The organism is Roseibaca sp. Y0-43 (assembly GCF_020667835.1).
Classification (GTDB): domain Bacteria; phylum Pseudomonadota; class Alphaproteobacteria; order Rhodobacterales; family Rhodobacteraceae; genus Roseinatronobacter.
In genome coordinates this window covers 95061-110500 of sequence record NZ_JAFMPR010000010.1, presented here as the reverse complement: position 1 = coordinate 110500, position 15440 = coordinate 95061, and the positions used below count along the sequence as shown (strand labels likewise).

The window sequence follows — 15440 nt, the reverse complement described above, 5'->3', positions numbered from 1 at the left end:
GACAACCTGAAGTTCGAAGTCGAGCTGATCGCGCCCATCGCCATGGAAGAGAAGCTGCGCTTCGCCATCCGTGAAGGCGGCCGCACCGTCGGCGCGGGCGTCGTCTCGAAAATCATCAAGTAACGTGACGGGTAGGGTGCGTGGTTATCCACGCACCTCGCCCATCGAGGGAAAAGAAGATGCAAGGTCAAAACATCCGCATCCGGCTCAAGGCCTTCGATTACCGCGTGCTCGATGCCAGCACGCAGGAAATCGTGAACACGGCCAAGCGCACGGGCGCCCAGGTCCGCGGTCCGATCCCGCTGCCCAACAAGATTGAGAAATTCACGGTGCTCCGTGGTCCGCATGTCGACAAGAAATCGCGCGACCAGTGGGAGATCCGCACTCATAAACGTCTTCTCGACATCGTCGATCCGACCCCGCAGACCGTGGACGCGCTGATGAAGCTCGACCTCGCCGCCGGTGTCGATGTCGAGATCAAAGTGTAAGGAGCCAGGACAATGCGCTCTGGAGTTATTGCAAAGAAGCTGGGCATGACCCGGCTGTTCATGGAGGACGGGCGCCAGGTTCCCGTGACCGTCCTTCAGCTGGATGGGTTGCAGGTGGTTGCACAACGCACCGCCGACCGTGACGGCTACACCGCGGTTCAGCTGGGTGCGGGCACGGCGAAAGCCAAGCGCGTTCCGGCACCGATGCGCGGCCATTACGCCAAGGCAAGCGTCGCGCCCAAGCGCAAGCTGGCCGAGTTCCGCGTCAGCCCTGACAACATGATCGAGGTTGGTGAGGAAATCACCGCCGATCATTACTTCGAAGGCCAGTTCGTGGACATCGCGGGCACCTCGATCGGTAAGGGTTTCGCGGGGGCTATGAAGCGTCACAACTTTGGCGGTCTGCGCGCCTCGCACGGTGTCTCGATCAGCCACCGTTCGCACGGTTCCACCGGCCAGTGCCAGGACCCCGGCAAGGTGTTCAAGGGCAAGAAGATGGCGGGCCATATGGGTGCCGTTCGCGTGACGACGCAGAACCTGCAAGTCGTGCGCACTGATAGCGAGCGAGGCCTCATCATGGTCAAGGGCGCTGTCCCCGGCTCCAAAGGTGGTTGGGTCACGATCAAGGACGCGGTGAAGAAGCCCTTCCCCGAGAACGCGATTGTCCCCGCCGCGCTGAAATCCGCCGCTGAAGCTGCCCGCAAGGCCGCCGAAGAAGCCGCTGCTGCCGCAGCCGCCGAGGAAGAAGCAGCCCGTCAGGCCGCGCTCGAAGCCGAAGCCGCAGAGCAGGAAGCTGCCCTGAAAGCTGCCGAGGCCGAGATCGAAGCCGAGAAGAAGGAAGGCGAGTGATATGAAACTCGACATCGTTAACCTGCAAGCGGGCAAAGCCGGCGAAGTCGAGCTGAACGAGGCCATCTTTGGCCTCGAGCCGCGCGCCGACATCCTGCATCGCGTGGTGCGCTGGCAGCGGGCGAAAGCCCAGGCCGGCACCCACAAGGTGAAAACCCGGTCGGAAACCAGCTATTCCACCAAGAAGATCTATCGCCAGAAGGGCACCGGTGGCGCGCGCCACGGCGACCGCAACGCGCCGATCTTCCGCAAGGGTGGTGTGTACAAGGGCCCGACCCCGCGCAGCCACGCGCATGACCTTCCCAAGAAGGTGCGCGCTCTGGGTCTGCGTATGGCGCTGTCCGCGAAAGCGGGCGCTGGCAAGCTGATGGTTCTGGACACGACCGATATGGCCGAAGCCAAGACCGCTGTGCTGGCCAAGGCCGCCAAGGAGTTGGGCTGGAAAAAGGCCCTTATCATTGACGGCGCGGAAGTGAGCGAGAACTTCGCCCGCGCCGCGCGCAACCTGGATGGCGTCGATGTGCTGCCGTCGATCGGGGCGAATGTCTATGACATCCTGCGCCGTGACACGCTGGTCATCACCCGTGCCGGGCTGGAAGCACTGGAGGCTCGACTGGCATGAGCGTGAAAGCTGAACACTACGACGTGATCCGCAAGCCGATCATCACCGAGAAGGCAACCATGGCATCCGAAGCCAACGCGGTTGTGTTCGAGGTTGCGGTCGATGCGAACAAGCCGCAGATCAAGGACGCGATCGAGGCGATCTTTGGCGTGAAGGTGAAGGCGGTGAACACCACCATCACCAAGGGCAAGACCAAGACATTCCGTGGCGTCAAAGGGCGCCGCAAGGATGTCAAGAAAGCCTATGTCACGCTGGAAGAAGGCAACGCCATCGACGTGACCACCGGCCTCTGATTTCAGAGGAACGAGATACATGAAATGCCCCGCCTTTTCAGGCGGGGCATTTTTGTTTAGCGTGCCGCCGAACCGCCCCTGAAGGAACTGGTGTTGTGAAACTACCGACGCTTCTGGCCCTGCCCCTGACGCGCTACAACGTCTCGGAAGGTCATATGGCTTGCCCTTTGTGCCAAGCCACGGAGTACCGTCCGCTTGCTGCGATTGACCGACGGTTGAAACGTCTTGACCAAGGGGTTTGCACCACATGTGGCCTTGTTCGCCACGTGCCCTTGCCGAGCGAAGCGGCGTTGGAGCAATACTACGCCTCCGACTATCGCGCAGATTACCATCTTGTGTTTCGCGCCCCCAGTGAAAGCAAACGTCACAAGCGGCTGGCGGTCGCGAAACCGCGTTTGGACCGTATTGCTGCTTTCTTGCCGGCAGGCGGGCGCGTGCTGGATTTCGGTTGCGGCTCTGGCGAGTTCATAGAGACCTGCAACGCCGCCGGTTTTTCCGCCGCCGGGTTCGAGCCGGGCGAGGATTACGCCCATTACGCCCGCGAAGAGCGCAAGCTCGAGGTGCAAACCGGGCGCTGGCAGGATGTGAGCTTTGAAGGGCTGTTCAGCGGGATCACCTCTTTTCATGTGTTCGAGCATTTGGTTGACCCTTGCGCCGCATTGGAGCGGATGCTGACTTGGCTGGAACCGGATGGGGTGATCTATCTTGAAACCCCCAATGCCCTGCGCGGGATTGAACGCAAGGGCTTTGCAAGCCTGCATTTCGCGCACACCTTGGGGTTCACGCGGTATTCCATGGAAGCGCTGGGGGCGAAGGTCGGCCTGACGCCCGTCGCGGTCATGGACGATGCCAATATCGGCATGATCTTTCAACGCGGGGCGGCGCGCCCGATGGAACAGATATTTGCCGATGCACGCGCCGAATGGGCGGGCTGGACGCAAGGTAAGGTTCATGCGCAATTCCCCAAATACCTTGTGAATAAGGCATTTGGGCGTCTGTAGCCCGCCTGTGCCAGAAAGAGCCGGGGGGCTATAGACATACCTTGACCCACCTGCTATCTGCTCCGCACGCAAGGCCTCGGATTCGTTCCGGGGCCTGCAAATTTTGACTGAACGCTCCCTTCGGGGACGCAAAGCTAACGGAAGACAGAAAGCATGGCACTCAAGTCGTATAAACCAACGACGCCGGGCCAGCGTGGGCTGGTTCTGATCGACCGTTCGGAGCTTTGGAAAGGTCGCCCGGTCAAGGCTCTTACAGAGGGTCTGACCAAATCGGGCGGTCGGAACAACACCGGACGGATTACCGCACGCCGCATCGGCGGCGGCGCAAAGCGCCTGTATCGCATCGTCGATTTCAAGCGCAACAAGCTGGATGTTCCGGCCACCGTCGAGCGGATCGAATACGACCCGAACCGTACGGCCTTCATCGCATTGGTGAAGTATGAAGACGGCGAGCAGGCCTATATCCTGGCCCCGCAGCGTCTGGCCGTGGGTGACAAGGTTGTCGCTTCGCTGAAAGCAGACATCAAGCCCGGCAACGCGATGCCCTTCTCGGGTATGCCCATCGGGACGATTGTCCACAACATTGAAATGAAGCCCGGCAAAGGCGGTCAGATCGCCCGTTCCGCGGGCACCTACGCCCAGTTCGTCGGTCGTGACGGCGGCTACGCACAGATCCGCCTGTCCTCGGGCGAGCTGCGCATGGTTCGCCAGGAATGCTTCGCGACCGTCGGTGCCGTGTCAAACCCCGACCACTCGAACCAGAACTTCGGGAAAGCCGGCCGCACCCGTCACCAGGGCAAGCGCCCGTCGGTGCGTGGTGTCGCCATGAACCCGATCGACCACCCCCATGGTGGTGGTGAAGGTCGCACCTCGGGTGGCCGCACGCCGGTTACGCCTTGGGGTAAGGACACCAAGGGCCGCAAGACGCGCTCCAACAAGCAGACCGACAAGTATATCCTGCGGTCTCGCCACGCGAAGAAGAAGGGTCGCTAATCCATGGCACGTTCAGTTTGGAAGGGCCCTTTCGTCGATGCTTACGTCCTGAAAAAGGCCGAGAAAGCACGCGAATCGGGTCGCAATGAAGTTATCAAGATCTGGTCGCGCCGCTCGACCATCCTGCCCCAGTTCGTGGGCCTGACGTTCGGCGTTTACAACGGGAAAAAGCACGTTCCCGTCAGCGTGACCGAGGACATGATCGGCCAGAAGTTCGGTGAATACTCGCCGACGCGCACCTATTACGGGCACGCGGCTGACAAAAAAGCGAAACGGAAGTAAGCCATGGGTAAAGAGACAAATCCGCGCCGCGTGGCCGAGAACGAAGCAATGGCGAAGACGCGCATGCTGCGCACCTCGCCGCAGAAGCTGAACCTCGTTGCTGCCATGATCCGCGGCAAGAAGGTTGATCGCGCTTTGACCGATCTGACCTTCTCGAAGAAGCGCATTGCCGGCGACGTCAAGAAATGCCTGCAATCGGCAATTGCCAACGCTGAAAACAACCACGGTCTGGATGTGGACGCGCTGGTTGTGGCGGAAGCATGGGTCGGCAAGAACCTGGTCATGAAGCGGGGCCGTCCGCGTGCGCGCGGTCGCTTCGGCAAGATCATGAAGCCGTTTTCCGAACTGACCATCAAGGTTCGTCAGGCCGAGGAGCAAGCATAATGGGTCACAAGGTAAATCCGATTGGTATGCGCCTTCAGGTCAACCGCACCTGGGACAGCCGCTGGTTCGCGGAAAGCAAGGATTACGGCAACCTGTTGCTGGAAGACCTGAAAATCCGTGACTTCATCCATGACGAATGCAAGCAGGCCGGCATCAGCCGCGTGATTATCGAGCGTCCGCACAAGAAGTGCCGCGTCACGATCCACACGGCACGTCCGGGTGTCATCATCGGCAAGAAAGGCGCAGACATCGAAACCCTGCGCAAGAAGCTGGCGAATTTCACTGCGTCTGACCTGCACCTGAACATCGTCGAAATCCGCAAGCCGGAACTTGATGCGCAGCTGGTGGCAGAATCGATCACGCAGCAGCTGGAACGTCGTGTCAGCTTCCGTCGCGCCATGAAGCGCGCGGTGCAGAACGCGATGCGCATGGGTGCCCTTGGTATCCGTGTGAACCTTGCCGGCCGTCTGGGCGGTGCAGAGATTGCACGGACCGAATGGTATCGCGAGGGCCGCGTTCCGCTGCACACGCTGCGTGCGGATATCGATTACGCCCATTCCGAAGGCCTGACGGCTTACGGCATCATCGGCGTGAAGGTGTGGATCTTCAAGGGTGAGATCATGGAACATGATCCGCAAGCCCGCGATCGTCGGCATCAGGAACTTCAGGACAGCGGCGGCGCTCAGCGCCCGCGCCGTTGATCCGGTTGAAGGAGTAAGACAATGCTGCAACCGAAACGGACCAAGTTCCGCAAACAGCACAAGGGCCGGATCAAGGGCGAAGCCAAGGGCGGGTTCGACCTGAACTTTGGCGGCTACGGCCTGAAGGCACTCGAGCCTGAGCGCATCACCGCGCGCCAGATCGAAGCTGCGCGTCGTGCCATGACGCGCCACATGAAGCGTCAGGGTCGCGTCTGGATCCGCATCTTCCCGGATGTGCCCGTCACCTCGAAACCCACCGAAGTGCGTATGGGTAAAGGTAAGGGCTCGGTCGATTTCTGGGCCGCCAAGGTCAAGCCCGGCCGCGTGATGTTCGAGATCGACGGTGTCGGCGACGCCGTGGCGCGCGAAGCGCTGCGTCTGGCCGCAATGAAGCTGCCGATCAAGACCCGCGTCGTCCAGCGCGAAGACTGGTAATCCGTAGGGTGCGTGCCCGGCACGCACCCTAGTTTGCATTCGGATGTCCCGGCTGAACTATTGGCCGGGACATCTTCTTTTGAAGGGGCACTTGCCAAGCGGGCGCAACGCGCCTATACGGCACGCTCATCCACCTCCGCCGGGAATCAGGGTGACCCTGTCACAGGGGCCTTCCGGTGATTGTTGACTGAAGGAATGGCCATGAAAGCCGAAGATCTGCGATCCAAGACACCGGATCAACTGCGTGACGAACTCGTTGCGCTGAAAAAGGAAGCGTTCAACCTGCGCTTCCAGAAGGCGACCAACCAGCTGGAAAACACGGCTCGTATTCGCCAGGTCCGTCGTGACGCCGCACGCGTTTCGACCATCCTCAACGAAAAAGCCGCTGAAGCGGCGGCGAACTAAGGAGCTGGCCCATGCCCAAACGCATCCTGCAAGGCAAGGTGACGAGCGACAAGAACGAACAGACCGTCACGGTTCTGGTCGAGCGCCGCTTCACGCACCCCGTCATGAAGAAGACGGTTCGTAGCACCAAGAAATACCGGGCTCACGATCCGCTCAACCAGTTCAAGGTTGGTGACACCGTTCGCATCATCGAATGTGCACCGATCTCGAAGTCCAAGCGCTGGGAGGTTCTGGTCGACGCTGAAGCGTAAGACCCGGACCCTTCAGACTTATCGAAACCCTGGGCGTAGTGCCCAAAGGTCGGGAGAAACCAAATGATCCAGATGCAGACCAATCTGGATGTTGCTGACAACTCTGGCGCACGCCGGGTTCAGTGCATCAAGGTCCTCGGCGGCTCCAAGCGGCGCTATGCGTCGGTGGGCGACATCATCGTGGTGTCGGTCAAGGAAGCCATTCCGCGGGGCCGCGTGAAGAAGGGTGACGTGCGTAAAGCCGTCGTCGTTCGGACCGCGAAAGAAGTCCGTCGTGAAGATGGCACCTCGATCCGCTTCGACCGCAACGCGGCCGTCATCCTCAACAACTCTGGCGAACCTGTCGGCACCCGTATCTTCGGGCCGGTGGTGCGCGAGCTGCGCGCGAAGAACTTCATGAAGATCATCTCGCTCGCTCCGGAGGTGCTGTAATGGCTGCCAAGTTGAAAAAAGGCGACAAGGTCGTCGTTCTGACCGGCAAGGACAAGGGCAAGCAGGGCGAGATTTCCGCCGTCATGCCCAAGGACAACAAAGCGGTCGTTGACGGCATCAATATCGCCATCCGCCACACCAAGCAAAGCCAGACCAGCCAAGGTGGCCGCCTGCCCAAGGCAATGCCCATCGACCTGTCGAACCTGGCGCTTGTGGACAGCAACGGCAAGGCAACCCGCGTCGGCTTCCGCATGGAAGACGGCAAGAAGGTGCGTTATGCCAAGACAACCGGGGAGGCGGTCTGATGTTGGATCAAGCCAATTACACCCCGCGCCTGAAGACGGTCTATGCAGACCAGATCCGTGCGGCGCTGAAAGAAGAGTTCGGCTACAAGAACGACATGATGATCCCCAAGCTCGACAAGATCGTGCTGAACATGGGGATTGGTGAAGCCGTCAAGGACACCAAGAAGATCAAGTCGGCCCAGGCCGATCTGACCGCGATTGCCGGTCAGAAAGCCGTCATCACAAAAGCACGCAACTCGATCGCGGGTTTCCGCGTTCGTGAGGAAATGCCGCTGGGCGTGAAGGTCACTCTGCGCGGTGCGCGCATGTATGAATTCCTTGACCGCCTCATCAACATCGCGCTGCCGCGCGTCCGCGACTTCCGCGGCGTCAAGGGCACGTCGTTCGATGGCAATGGCAACTACGCCATGGGCATCAAGGAACATATCGTGTTCCCCGAGATCAATTTCGATCAGATCGACGAGATGTGGGGCATGGATGTCATCATCTGCACCACCGCGAGAACCGACGCTGAAGCCAAGGCGCTGTTGAAGCATTTCAACATGCCCTTCACCAGCTGACGCGAGAGGGAGAGAACCAATGGCTAAAAAAGCAATGGTCGAGCGCGAGAAGAAGCGTCAGAAGCTGGTGGCGAAATATGCCGCCAAGCGCGCTGAGCTGAAAGCAATCGCTGCCGATGCCGAACGCCCGATGGAAGAGCGTTTCAAGGCGAACCTGAAACTGGCACAACTGCCGCGGAATTCCTCGGAAACCCGCCTGCACAACCGTTGCCAGCTGTCGGGCCGTCCGAAAGCTTACTATCGCAAACTGAAACTGTCGCGGATCGCGCTGCGTGATCTGGCCTCGAAAGGTCAGATCCCGGGCATGGTCAAGTCGAGCTGGTAAGGAGAAGGGATCATGTCCATGAACGATCCTCTCGGCGATATGCTGACCCGTATCCGCAACGCGCAGATGCGTGGCAAATCGACCGTGCGCACGCCCGCGTCGAAGTTGCGTGCCTGGGTGCTCGATGTTCTGGCAAGCGAAGGCTACATCCGTGGCTATGAGCGCGTCACCTCTGAAGGTGGCCATGCCGAACTGGAAATCTCGCTGAAATATGCCGATGGCGCCCCTGCCATTCGCGAATTGAAGCGTATTTCGACGCCCGGTCGCCGCGTGTATTCCGGTGTTCGTGAAATTCCGCAGGTCCGCAATGGTCTGGGTATTTCGGTTGTCTCCACGCCGAAAGGCGTGATGTCCGACGCAGCAGCCCGCGCCGCCAATGTTGGTGGCGAAGTGCTCTGCCGTGTGTTCTAAGGAGGGCTGAGATGTCTCGTATTGGCAAAAAGCCTGTCGAACTGCCTTCGGGTGTGAGCGCGCAGGTCTCGGGCCAGACCATCGAGGTCAAGGGCCCCAAGGGCACCCGCAGCTTCACCGCTGGTGATGACGTGGATATCGTGCTGGAAGGCAACACCGTCACCGTCAAGCCGCGCGGCCTGTCCAAGCGCGCCCGTCAGCAGTGGGGCATGACCCGCTCGATGGTCGCCAACCTGGCCACCGGCGTGACCACCGGCTTCAAGAAAGAGCTGGAACTGGTCGGCGTTGGTTATCGTGCCGCGATGCAGGGCAAAGACCTGAAACTGTCGCTGGGTTACAGCCACGAAGTGATCTTCGAGGTTCCCGCCGGCATCACCGTTTCCGCCCCCAAGCAAACCGAGGTTGTTGTCGAAGGTATCGACCAGCAGCAGGTCGGCGAAGTGGCCGCAAACATCCGCAAGTGGCGTTCGCCCGAGCCCTACAAGGGCAAAGGTATCCGCTACAAGGACGAGTATATCTTCCGTAAGGAAGGCAAGAAGAAGTAAGGGCGCGAAAGATGGCGAACACAAAGCAAAAGCTGTTCCAAAAACGCCGCCTGCGCGTTCGGAACAAACTGAAGAAAATGGCCAATGGGCGTCCGCGCCTGTCTGTCCACCGCTCCAACAAGAACATCAGCGTTCAGCTGATCGACGATGTGCGCGGTGTGACGTTGGCTTCGGCCTCGACGCTGGAAAAGGATTTCGGTGTCGTGGGTGTCAACAACAAGGACGCAGCCGCCAAGATTGGTGCCGCGATTGCCGAGCGTGCGAAAGCCGCTGGCGTCGAAGAGTGCTATTTCGACCGTGGCGGTTTCATCTTTCACGGGAAGGTCAAGGCGCTCGCCGATGCCGCTCGTGAAGGCGGCCTGAAGTTCTGAGGAGACGATTATGGCAGAAAGAGAAAACCGCCGGGACCGTCGCGACCGCGAGGAAACCCCGGAATTCGCCGATCGTCTGGTTGCGATCAACCGCGTGTCGAAAACCGTGAAAGGCGGCAAGCGTTTCGGCTTTGCGGCGCTCGTGGTTGTCGGCGATCAGCGTGGTCGTGTGGGTTTTGGCAAAGGCAAAGCGAAAGAAGTGCCCGAAGCCATCCGCAAGGCAACCGAACAGGCAAAGCGCCAGATGGTTCGCGTTCCGCTGAAAGACGGCCGCACGCTGCACCATGACATCGAAGGCCGCCACGGTGCGGGCAAGGTTGTCATGCGTCAGGCCGTGCCGGGGACCGGTATCATTGCCGGTGGTCCGATGCGCGCCGTGTTCGAGATGCTGGGCCTGCAAGACGTTGTGGCCAAGTCGCTCGGCAGCCAGAACCCCTACAACATGGTCCGCGCGACGTTTGACGCGCTGAAGAATTCGGCCAGCCCCCGTCAGGTGGCGCAGCGTCGCGGCAAGAAGGTGGCAGACATCCTGCGCAAGCCTGAAGCCGAGACCGAAACCGCCGACGCGTAAGGAAGGGTAAGCACAATGGCTAAAACCATCGTCGTCAAGCAGGTCGGTTCGCCGATCCGCCGCCCCGCCATTCAGCGCGCCACGTTGAAGGGCCTGGGCCTGAACAAGATGCACCGCACCCGCGAGCTGGAAGATACTCCTTCCGTGCGCGGCATGGTGAACTCGATCCCGCACCTGGTGCAGATCGTGGAAGAGCGCGGCTAATCCGCTCTGCTTTTGAATTTGCAAGCGCCCCGGCTGTTATGGCCGGGGCGTTTTGCTTTGTGCGATGCAAAATCCTTGTTGGGAAGCCGCGCCTGCTATGCCATCTCTGGGCGGTCTTTCGGAAACTGAACTCATGCGCCTATTCGCCCTGACCATTCTGACCATGATCGCCTTCGCCGCGAATTCGCTTCTGAATCGCGCGGCGCTTGTCGGCGACCATATCGGGCCTGCTGAATTCGCCGCGCTGCGTGTGGTCAGCGGGGCGCTTATGCTTTGGGTGCTGGTCAGCCTGCGCTCTGGTCCGCGCGCCATTGCGCGGCGCCCCGACTGGGTCGCAGTGGCGGGGCTTGTAGCCTACCTTGTGGGCTTTTCCTTTGCCTATTTGCAGCTCGATGCAGGGCTGGGCGCGGTCATCCTGTTCGGGGGCGTGCAACTGACCATGTTCGCGGGCGCGCTTCTGGAAGGGGAACGTCCCGCTGCCCTGCGCTGGCTTGGCATGGCGCTTTCGCTGGCGGGGCTGGTCTACCTTGGCTGGCCAGGCACGGCGGTTCCCCTGCCGCCGGTTTCGCTGGCCTTGATGGCGCTGGCGGCGGTGGGCTGGGGTGTCTATTCCTTGGCTGGTCGCAAAGTGGCCGATCCCTTGGTTGCGACGGCGTCGAATTTTCTCCTTGCCAGCCCGGTGGTGCTGGGGGCCGCACTGCTTGCCGGGTCCAGTTCGGCCCCAAGCACCATGGGTGTGGCTTTGGCAATCCTTTCGGGGGCCATCACGTCCGGGCTGGGCTATGCCCTGTGGTATCAGGTCTTACCCGCACTTGGGGCAACGCGTGGGGCGCTTGCGCAGCTATCCGCCCCGGTATTCGCGCTTCTGGGTGGGGCGCTCTTGCTGGCAGAGCCGATCAGCGCCCGCGCGGCCCTTGCCTCTGGCCTGATCCTTGGCGGAATTGTTCTGGGCGTTTGGGGCGCGCGAAAGCCGGGCCCGAAACAGGGGGCTTGATCGCGCCGCCCCTTGCTCGTATACGCCCCCGGTGGCCCAAGGGGGGCCACGACTCAATTTTGCACGCCGTGTTTGCCCCAATCCGTCGCTGGGGGGTAGTTCCGGCAAAGGAGAAGCGACATGAAACTGAATGAACTTCGCGACAACGCTGGCGCAACCAAGAAACGGATGCGCGTTGGCCGTGGCCCCGGCTCTGGCAAGGGCAAGATGGGTGGCCGTGGTATCAAGGGCCAGAAATCCCGCTCGGGTGTGGCCATCAATGGTTATGAAGGCGGCCAGATGCCGCTCTACATGCGTCTGCCGAAGCGTGGCTTCAACAAGCCCAACCGCAAGAGCTTTGCTGTCGTCAACCTTGGCCTGATCGAGAAGTTCATCGGCGAAGGCAAGCTGGACGCAAAAGCCACCATCACCGAAGACGCGCTGGTCGCTTCGGGCTTGGTGCGCCGCAAGCTGGACGGTGTGCGCGTGCTGGCGAAGGGTGAGATCACCTCGAAGGTCACGCTGGAAGTGACGGGCGCTTCGAAATCGGCTGTCGACGCTGTCGAGAAGGCCGGCGGTTCGGTTCAAATCATCGCGCCTGCACCGAAAAACGAAGGTGCGGCAGCCGAATAAAGGTTGTGAGGGGATGATTAGCCCCTTACATCACCCATAACAGGGTTTTCGCGCCGCCGACCGGACCCCGGTCTGGCGGCGCTGACATGACAGAGAGAGACGCAGATGGCTTCTGGTGCTGACCAACTCGCGGCAAATACAAGCTGGGGGGCGCTGGCAAAGGCAACCGACCTTCGCAAACGCATCTTCTTCGCGCTTGGCCTGCTGATCGTTTACCGCATCGGCACGTATATCCCGGTTCCGGGCATCGACGGGCTTGCGCTGCGCGAATTCATGGACGAGGCCGCGTCCGGCATTGGCGGCATGTTGAACATGTTCACCGGCGGCGCGATCAGCCGCATGGGCATCTTCGCGCTTGGTATCATGCCCTATATCTCTGCCGCGATTATCGTGCAGCTGATCGGCGCGATGTATGAGCCTTGGAAAGCCCTGAAGAAAGAGGGTGAACTGGGGCGGCGCAAGCTGAACCAATATACCCGTTACCTGACCGTCATGTTGGCTTTGGGGCAGTCCTACGGTCTGGCCGTGTCGCTCGAAGCGGGCGATCTGGCGACCGATCCGGGCTGGTTCTTCCGCGCCGCCGTGGTCATCACCCTGGTCGGCGGCACGATGTTCCTGATGTGGCTGGGTGAGCAGATCACCGAACGTGGCATCGGCAACGGTATCTCGCTCATCATCTTCGTGGGCATCATTGCCGAGATCCCCGCAGCCTTGGCGAATTTCCTCGCACAGGGCCGCTCGGGCGAGATTTCGCCTGCCGTTATCATCGGTGTGATCGTGATGGTTGTGGCCGTGATCGCTTTCGTGGTCTTCATGGAGCGCGCGATCCGCAAGATCAGCATCCAGTATCCGCGCCGCCAGGTCGGCATGAAAGTGTTCGATGGTGGCACGTCGCATCTGCCGATCAAGGTGAACCCGGCGAACGTGATCCCTGCGATCTTTGCTTCGTCGCTTCTGCTCCTGCCGACGACGCTCGCCACCTTCTCGGGTAATTCGCAGTCCGAGATCATGGCGACGATCCTTGCGTATTTCGGCCCCGGCCAGCCCGCATATCTGCTGTTCTTCACGGCCATGATTATCTTCTTCACGTTCTTCTACACGCAGAACGTGGCGTTCAAGACCGATGAAGTGGCCGAGAACCTGAAGAACCAGAACGGCTTTGTTCCGGGCATCCGTCCCGGCAAGCGCACCGAGGAATATCTGGACTACGTCGTCACCCGTCTTGTGACCATTGGCGCGATCTATCTGGCGGCGGTCTGTTTGCTGCCGGAAATCCTGCGCGGTCAACTGGCGATCCCGTTCTATTTCGGCGGCACATCCGTGCTGATTATCGTCTCTGTCACGATGGATACGATCAACCGCGTGCAATCGCACCTGATCGCGCACCAGTATGAAGGCTTGCTGGAACGCTCGAACCTGCGCGGCAAGTCGCGCAAGCGCAGCACCAAGCCGAAGGCTCCGGCGCGGCGATGAATATTATCCTGATCGGGCCTCCGGGGGCGGGCAAAGGCACCCAGGCGCAAAAGCTGGTCCAGTCGCGCGGGATGGTGCAGCTGTCTACGGGCGACATGCTGCGCGCTGCCAAGACCTCTGGCACAGAGATGGGCAAGCGCGTGGCAGAGGTGATGGACCGGGGCGAGCTTGTGACGGACGAGATCGTCATCGGCCTGATCGAGGAGAAGCTGGAAGAAGGGTCCGCTGGCGGGTTCATCTTCGACGGCTTTCCCCGCACGCTGGCGCAAGCCGACGCCTTGGGCGAGTTGCTGGCGCGCCATGACACCAAGCTGCACACCGTGATCGAGCTGGTGGTCGATGACACGGCCCTTGTCGGGCGTATCGTGAAGCGCGCCGAAGAGGCGAAGGCCGCAGGCCAGCCCGTCCGCAAGGACGACACGCCAGAGGTTTTCGACGACCGTTTGCGCGCCTATTACAAGCAAACCGCGCCTCTGCTGGGCTATTACCACGCCAAGGGCGGCTTGAAGCGCGTCGATGGCATGGCCAGCATGGACGAGGTTGCGGCCCAGATCGCGGCGATCCTCGACGCATGATCCTAGGGTCCGGCCACCGGTTTCGCTGCGATTTCAGCCTGACAGAAGCGCTTGGCCAGTTGCTGATCTGGGTGCTTCTAACACTTGTGACCTTCGGGCTGGCGTTGTTCGTTTTGCCTTATTACTTCCTGAAAGCGCCGATCAACAAAACCTTTGTGTTGGATGCCAGCGGCAACGCCGTCGCGCGCTTGTCGGTCGATGTGGGCTTTGCGGACATCCTTGGCCATGCTATTCTGTGGCTGATATTGACCATCCTGACCTTGGGTCTTGCCTATTTCGTCTACTGGCAATCGGTGGTTAAACGGCTGATGAATGCGACCGTCACGGTGCCCCTGTGACCGGTGCTGTCATCGGGTCTTGACCTTGGCCCCAAAAGCACATACCCGACACGCCTGAGACGAGAATCGCGCCTGCGCGGCAGCTTGGACTGCCACAGGCGCTATTCGTATTGGAATGCACGCGGGGGGTCATTGCGCCCCGTGTTGTGAAAAAAGGTTCTGGAGTTACGGAACCGCAACGAAAGGAACTATCCGCGTGGCACGTATTGCTGGCGTAAACATCCCCACGGGTAAGCGCGTTCCCATCGCGCTGACCTATATCCACGGCATCGGTCCGAAAGCTGCCGCAGACATCTGCGCCGCAGTCGGCATTGAAACGACCCGCCGTGTCAACGAATTGTCCGATGCCGAGGTGCTGGCGGTCCGCGAGCATATCGACGCGAACTACACCGTCGAAGGCGACCTGCGCCGCGAAGTTCAGATGAACATCAAGCGCATGATGGATATCGGCTCGTATCGCGGTCTGCGCCATCGTCGCAACCTTCCCGTGCGCGGTCAGCGCACCCACACCAATGCGCGCACGCGCAAGGGCCCGGCAAAAGCTATTGCCGGCAAGAAGAAGTAAGGGAAGGGTTGATCCATGGCTCGTGATAAAACGCGCGTTAAGCGCAAGGTTCGCAAGAATATCGCCGCTGGTGTCGCTCATGTGAATTCCAGCTTCAACAACACCAAGATCCTGATCTCTGACGTGCAGGGCAACGCCATTTCGTGGTCGTCCGCCGGCACGATGGGCTTCAAGGGGTCGCGTAAATCGACCCCTTATGCCGCGCAGCTGGCTGCTGAAGATGCTGGCAAGAAAGCTCAGGAACATGGCGTGAAAACGCTGGACGTGGAAGTGCAGGGTCCGGGTTCGGGCCGCGAGTCGGCGCTGCGCGCGCTGGCTGCCGTTGGGTTCAACATCACCTCTATTCGTGATGTCACCCCGATGGCGCATAACGGTTGCCGCCCGCCGAAGCGTCGTCGCGTCTAAGGTTGGTCCGGTTTTTGCCAGACCCCGCAGTTTCGCGGGGTCTGGTTTTC

28 protein-coding genes and 1 pseudogene are annotated in these 15440 nt (G+C 60.7%); all 29 read left to right on the top strand.

Annotation, left to right across the window (positions count from 1 at the left end):
* A pseudogene (gene tuf / locus J1C52_RS12840) lies at nucleotides 1-123 on the top strand (elongation factor Tu); the annotation flags it as partial.
* A 56-nt stretch (nucleotides 124-179) separates the two neighbouring features.
* Complete coding sequence (gene rpsJ, locus J1C52_RS12835; RefSeq protein WP_072244307.1) at nucleotides 180-488, top strand: 30S ribosomal protein S10; 309 nt, start codon at nucleotides 180-182, stop codon at nucleotides 486-488.
* A 12-nt stretch (nucleotides 489-500) separates the two neighbouring features.
* Entirely contained in the window at nucleotides 501-1337 is an 837-nt protein-coding gene (rplC, locus tag J1C52_RS12830) for a 50S ribosomal protein L3 (protein WP_227428346.1), read from the top strand.
* Nucleotide 1338: 1 nt separating this feature from the next.
* Nucleotides 1339-1959, top strand: coding sequence for a 50S ribosomal protein L4 (gene rplD, locus J1C52_RS12825; RefSeq protein ID WP_227428345.1), 621 nt, complete (start codon nucleotides 1339-1341; stop codon nucleotides 1957-1959).
* Nucleotides 1956-2252 carry a 50S ribosomal protein L23 gene (locus J1C52_RS12820; RefSeq protein ID WP_227428344.1) on the top strand — a complete coding sequence of 99 codons (297 nt, stop codon included), beginning with the start codon at nucleotides 1956-1958 and terminating at the stop codon, nucleotides 2250-2252. The genes rplD and J1C52_RS12820 overlap by 4 nt, the downstream gene beginning before the upstream one ends.
* A gap of 95 nt (nucleotides 2253-2347) precedes the next feature.
* A complete protein-coding gene (locus tag J1C52_RS12815) occupies nucleotides 2348-3253 on the top strand; it encodes a class I SAM-dependent methyltransferase (RefSeq protein ID WP_227428343.1) in 906 nt (301 codons plus the stop codon).
* 153 nt (nucleotides 3254-3406) lie between these two features.
* Nucleotides 3407-4246, top strand: a complete 840-nt coding sequence (gene rplB, locus J1C52_RS12810) for a 50S ribosomal protein L2 (protein ID WP_227428342.1) — start codon at nucleotides 3407-3409, stop codon at nucleotides 4244-4246.
* A 3-nt stretch (nucleotides 4247-4249) separates the two neighbouring features.
* Entirely contained in the window at nucleotides 4250-4528 is a 279-nt protein-coding gene (gene rpsS, locus J1C52_RS12805) for a 30S ribosomal protein S19 (RefSeq protein ID WP_227428341.1), read from the top strand.
* 3 nt (nucleotides 4529-4531) lie between these two features.
* Nucleotides 4532-4912: a 50S ribosomal protein L22 gene (gene rplV, locus J1C52_RS12800; protein WP_072244313.1), complete on the top strand. Its 381-nt coding sequence runs from the start codon at nucleotides 4532-4534 to the stop codon at nucleotides 4910-4912.
* Nucleotides 4912-5613 (top strand): 30S ribosomal protein S3, encoded by a 702-nt coding sequence (gene rpsC / locus J1C52_RS12795; RefSeq protein ID WP_227428340.1) that lies wholly within the window; start codon nucleotides 4912-4914, stop codon nucleotides 5611-5613. The genes rplV and rpsC overlap by 1 nt, the downstream gene beginning before the upstream one ends.
* A 21-nt stretch (nucleotides 5614-5634) precedes the next feature.
* The gene (gene rplP, locus J1C52_RS12790; protein ID WP_072244315.1) at nucleotides 5635-6048 is read left to right on the top strand and encodes a 50S ribosomal protein L16; all 414 of its coding nucleotides are present in this window, start codon (nucleotides 5635-5637) and stop codon (nucleotides 6046-6048) included.
* Nucleotides 6049-6249: 201 nt separating this feature from the next.
* Nucleotides 6250-6453 carry a 50S ribosomal protein L29 gene (gene rpmC / locus J1C52_RS12785; protein ID WP_072244681.1) on the top strand — a complete coding sequence of 68 codons (204 nt, stop codon included), beginning with the start codon at nucleotides 6250-6252 and terminating at the stop codon, nucleotides 6451-6453.
* Nucleotides 6454-6464: 11 nt separating this feature from the next.
* Complete coding sequence (gene rpsQ / locus J1C52_RS12780; RefSeq protein ID WP_072244316.1) at nucleotides 6465-6704, top strand: 30S ribosomal protein S17; 240 nt, start codon at nucleotides 6465-6467, stop codon at nucleotides 6702-6704.
* Between the two features lie 63 nt (nucleotides 6705-6767).
* Nucleotides 6768-7136: a 50S ribosomal protein L14 gene (rplN, locus tag J1C52_RS12775; protein ID WP_072244317.1), complete on the top strand. Its 369-nt coding sequence runs from the start codon at nucleotides 6768-6770 to the stop codon at nucleotides 7134-7136.
* The gene (rplX, locus tag J1C52_RS12770; protein WP_227428339.1) at nucleotides 7136-7441 is read left to right on the top strand and encodes a 50S ribosomal protein L24; all 306 of its coding nucleotides are present in this window, start codon (nucleotides 7136-7138) and stop codon (nucleotides 7439-7441) included. The genes rplN and rplX overlap by 1 nt, the downstream gene beginning before the upstream one ends.
* Complete coding sequence (gene rplE / locus J1C52_RS12765) at nucleotides 7441-8001, top strand: 50S ribosomal protein L5 (RefSeq protein WP_227428338.1); 561 nt, start codon at nucleotides 7441-7443, stop codon at nucleotides 7999-8001. Before rplX ends, rplE begins: the two co-directional genes overlap by 1 nt.
* Nucleotides 8002-8020: 19 nt before the next feature.
* Nucleotides 8021-8326, top strand: a complete 306-nt coding sequence (rpsN, locus tag J1C52_RS12760) for a 30S ribosomal protein S14 (protein ID WP_121096962.1) — start codon at nucleotides 8021-8023, stop codon at nucleotides 8324-8326.
* 12 nt (nucleotides 8327-8338) lie between these two features.
* Nucleotides 8339-8737, top strand: coding sequence for a 30S ribosomal protein S8 (rpsH, locus tag J1C52_RS12755; RefSeq protein ID WP_227428337.1), 399 nt, complete (start codon nucleotides 8339-8341; stop codon nucleotides 8735-8737).
* An 11-nt stretch (nucleotides 8738-8748) separates the two neighbouring features.
* A complete protein-coding gene (rplF, locus tag J1C52_RS12750) occupies nucleotides 8749-9282 on the top strand; it encodes a 50S ribosomal protein L6 (RefSeq protein ID WP_227428336.1) in 534 nt (177 codons plus the stop codon).
* An 11-nt stretch (nucleotides 9283-9293) separates the two neighbouring features.
* Nucleotides 9294-9653 carry a 50S ribosomal protein L18 gene (rplR, locus tag J1C52_RS12745; protein WP_227428335.1) on the top strand — a complete coding sequence of 120 codons (360 nt, stop codon included), beginning with the start codon at nucleotides 9294-9296 and terminating at the stop codon, nucleotides 9651-9653.
* 10 nt (nucleotides 9654-9663) lie between these two features.
* On the top strand, nucleotides 9664-10224 hold the full coding sequence (gene rpsE, locus J1C52_RS12740) for a 30S ribosomal protein S5 (RefSeq protein WP_227428334.1): 561 nt from the start codon (nucleotides 9664-9666) through the stop codon (nucleotides 10222-10224).
* A 15-nt stretch (nucleotides 10225-10239) separates the two neighbouring features.
* Nucleotides 10240-10428: a 50S ribosomal protein L30 gene (gene rpmD, locus J1C52_RS12735; RefSeq protein ID WP_227428333.1), complete on the top strand. Its 189-nt coding sequence runs from the start codon at nucleotides 10240-10242 to the stop codon at nucleotides 10426-10428.
* Nucleotides 10429-10561: 133 nt separating this feature from the next.
* Entirely contained in the window at nucleotides 10562-11422 is an 861-nt protein-coding gene (locus tag J1C52_RS12730) for a DMT family transporter (RefSeq protein WP_227428332.1), read from the top strand.
* A 120-nt stretch (nucleotides 11423-11542) separates the two neighbouring features.
* The gene (gene rplO / locus J1C52_RS12725) at nucleotides 11543-12034 is read left to right on the top strand and encodes a 50S ribosomal protein L15 (protein ID WP_227428331.1); all 492 of its coding nucleotides are present in this window, start codon (nucleotides 11543-11545) and stop codon (nucleotides 12032-12034) included.
* 105 nt (nucleotides 12035-12139) lie between these two features.
* Nucleotides 12140-13507, top strand: a complete 1368-nt coding sequence (gene secY / locus J1C52_RS12720) for a preprotein translocase subunit SecY (RefSeq protein ID WP_227428330.1) — start codon at nucleotides 12140-12142, stop codon at nucleotides 13505-13507.
* Entirely contained in the window at nucleotides 13504-14082 is a 579-nt protein-coding gene (locus tag J1C52_RS12715) for an adenylate kinase (RefSeq protein WP_227428329.1), read from the top strand. The genes secY and J1C52_RS12715 overlap by 4 nt, the downstream gene beginning before the upstream one ends.
* Entirely contained in the window at nucleotides 14079-14420 is a 342-nt protein-coding gene (locus J1C52_RS12710; protein WP_227428328.1) for a DUF6693 family protein, read from the top strand. The genes J1C52_RS12715 and J1C52_RS12710 overlap by 4 nt, the downstream gene beginning before the upstream one ends.
* Nucleotides 14421-14616: 196 nt before the next feature.
* Nucleotides 14617-14985: a 30S ribosomal protein S13 gene (gene rpsM, locus J1C52_RS12705; RefSeq protein ID WP_227428327.1), complete on the top strand. Its 369-nt coding sequence runs from the start codon at nucleotides 14617-14619 to the stop codon at nucleotides 14983-14985.
* Nucleotides 14986-15000: 15 nt separating this feature from the next.
* Nucleotides 15001-15390: a 30S ribosomal protein S11 gene (rpsK, locus tag J1C52_RS12700; protein WP_072244330.1), complete on the top strand. Its 390-nt coding sequence runs from the start codon at nucleotides 15001-15003 to the stop codon at nucleotides 15388-15390.
* Nucleotides 15391-15440 lie beyond the last annotated feature (50 nt).

What these genes read in the sequence shown, in the direction of transcription:
- rpsJ (WP_072244307.1), top strand. Translation starts at nt 180, where the DNA reads ATGCAAGGTCAAAACATCCGCATCCGGCTCAAGGCCTTCGATTACCGC.
- rplC (WP_227428346.1), top strand. Translation starts at nt 501, where the DNA reads ATGCGCTCTGGAGTTATTGCAAAGAAGCTGGGCATGACCCGGCTGTTC.
- rplD (WP_227428345.1), top strand. Translation starts at nt 1,339, where the DNA reads ATGAAACTCGACATCGTTAACCTGCAAGCGGGCAAAGCCGGCGAAGTC.
- J1C52_RS12820 (WP_227428344.1), top strand. Translation starts at nt 1,956, where the DNA reads ATGAGCGTGAAAGCTGAACACTACGACGTGATCCGCAAGCCGATCATC.
- rplB (WP_227428342.1), top strand. Translation starts at nt 3,407, where the DNA reads ATGGCACTCAAGTCGTATAAACCAACGACGCCGGGCCAGCGTGGGCTG.
- rpsS (WP_227428341.1), top strand. Translation starts at nt 4,250, where the DNA reads ATGGCACGTTCAGTTTGGAAGGGCCCTTTCGTCGATGCTTACGTCCTG.
- rplV (WP_072244313.1), top strand. Translation starts at nt 4,532, where the DNA reads ATGGGTAAAGAGACAAATCCGCGCCGCGTGGCCGAGAACGAAGCAATG.
- rpsC (WP_227428340.1), top strand. Translation starts at nt 4,912, where the DNA reads ATGGGTCACAAGGTAAATCCGATTGGTATGCGCCTTCAGGTCAACCGC.
- rplP (WP_072244315.1), top strand. Translation starts at nt 5,635, where the DNA reads ATGCTGCAACCGAAACGGACCAAGTTCCGCAAACAGCACAAGGGCCGG.
- rpmC (WP_072244681.1), top strand. Translation starts at nt 6,250, where the DNA reads ATGAAAGCCGAAGATCTGCGATCCAAGACACCGGATCAACTGCGTGAC.
- rpsQ (WP_072244316.1), top strand. Translation starts at nt 6,465, where the DNA reads ATGCCCAAACGCATCCTGCAAGGCAAGGTGACGAGCGACAAGAACGAA.
- rplN (WP_072244317.1), top strand. Translation starts at nt 6,768, where the DNA reads ATGATCCAGATGCAGACCAATCTGGATGTTGCTGACAACTCTGGCGCA.
- rplX (WP_227428339.1), top strand. Translation starts at nt 7,136, where the DNA reads ATGGCTGCCAAGTTGAAAAAAGGCGACAAGGTCGTCGTTCTGACCGGC.
- rplE (WP_227428338.1), top strand. Translation starts at nt 7,441, where the DNA reads ATGTTGGATCAAGCCAATTACACCCCGCGCCTGAAGACGGTCTATGCA.
- rpsN (WP_121096962.1), top strand. Translation starts at nt 8,021, where the DNA reads ATGGCTAAAAAAGCAATGGTCGAGCGCGAGAAGAAGCGTCAGAAGCTG.
- rpsH (WP_227428337.1), top strand. Translation starts at nt 8,339, where the DNA reads ATGTCCATGAACGATCCTCTCGGCGATATGCTGACCCGTATCCGCAAC.
- rplF (WP_227428336.1), top strand. Translation starts at nt 8,749, where the DNA reads ATGTCTCGTATTGGCAAAAAGCCTGTCGAACTGCCTTCGGGTGTGAGC.
- rplR (WP_227428335.1), top strand. Translation starts at nt 9,294, where the DNA reads ATGGCGAACACAAAGCAAAAGCTGTTCCAAAAACGCCGCCTGCGCGTT.
- rpsE (WP_227428334.1), top strand. Translation starts at nt 9,664, where the DNA reads ATGGCAGAAAGAGAAAACCGCCGGGACCGTCGCGACCGCGAGGAAACC.
- rpmD (WP_227428333.1), top strand. Translation starts at nt 10,240, where the DNA reads ATGGCTAAAACCATCGTCGTCAAGCAGGTCGGTTCGCCGATCCGCCGC.
- J1C52_RS12730 (WP_227428332.1), top strand. Translation starts at nt 10,562, where the DNA reads ATGCGCCTATTCGCCCTGACCATTCTGACCATGATCGCCTTCGCCGCG.
- rplO (WP_227428331.1), top strand. Translation starts at nt 11,543, where the DNA reads ATGAAACTGAATGAACTTCGCGACAACGCTGGCGCAACCAAGAAACGG.
- secY (WP_227428330.1), top strand. Translation starts at nt 12,140, where the DNA reads ATGGCTTCTGGTGCTGACCAACTCGCGGCAAATACAAGCTGGGGGGCG.
- J1C52_RS12715 (WP_227428329.1), top strand. Translation starts at nt 13,504, where the DNA reads ATGAATATTATCCTGATCGGGCCTCCGGGGGCGGGCAAAGGCACCCAG.
- J1C52_RS12710 (WP_227428328.1), top strand. Translation starts at nt 14,079, where the DNA reads ATGATCCTAGGGTCCGGCCACCGGTTTCGCTGCGATTTCAGCCTGACA.
- rpsK (WP_072244330.1), top strand. Translation starts at nt 15,001, where the DNA reads ATGGCTCGTGATAAAACGCGCGTTAAGCGCAAGGTTCGCAAGAATATC.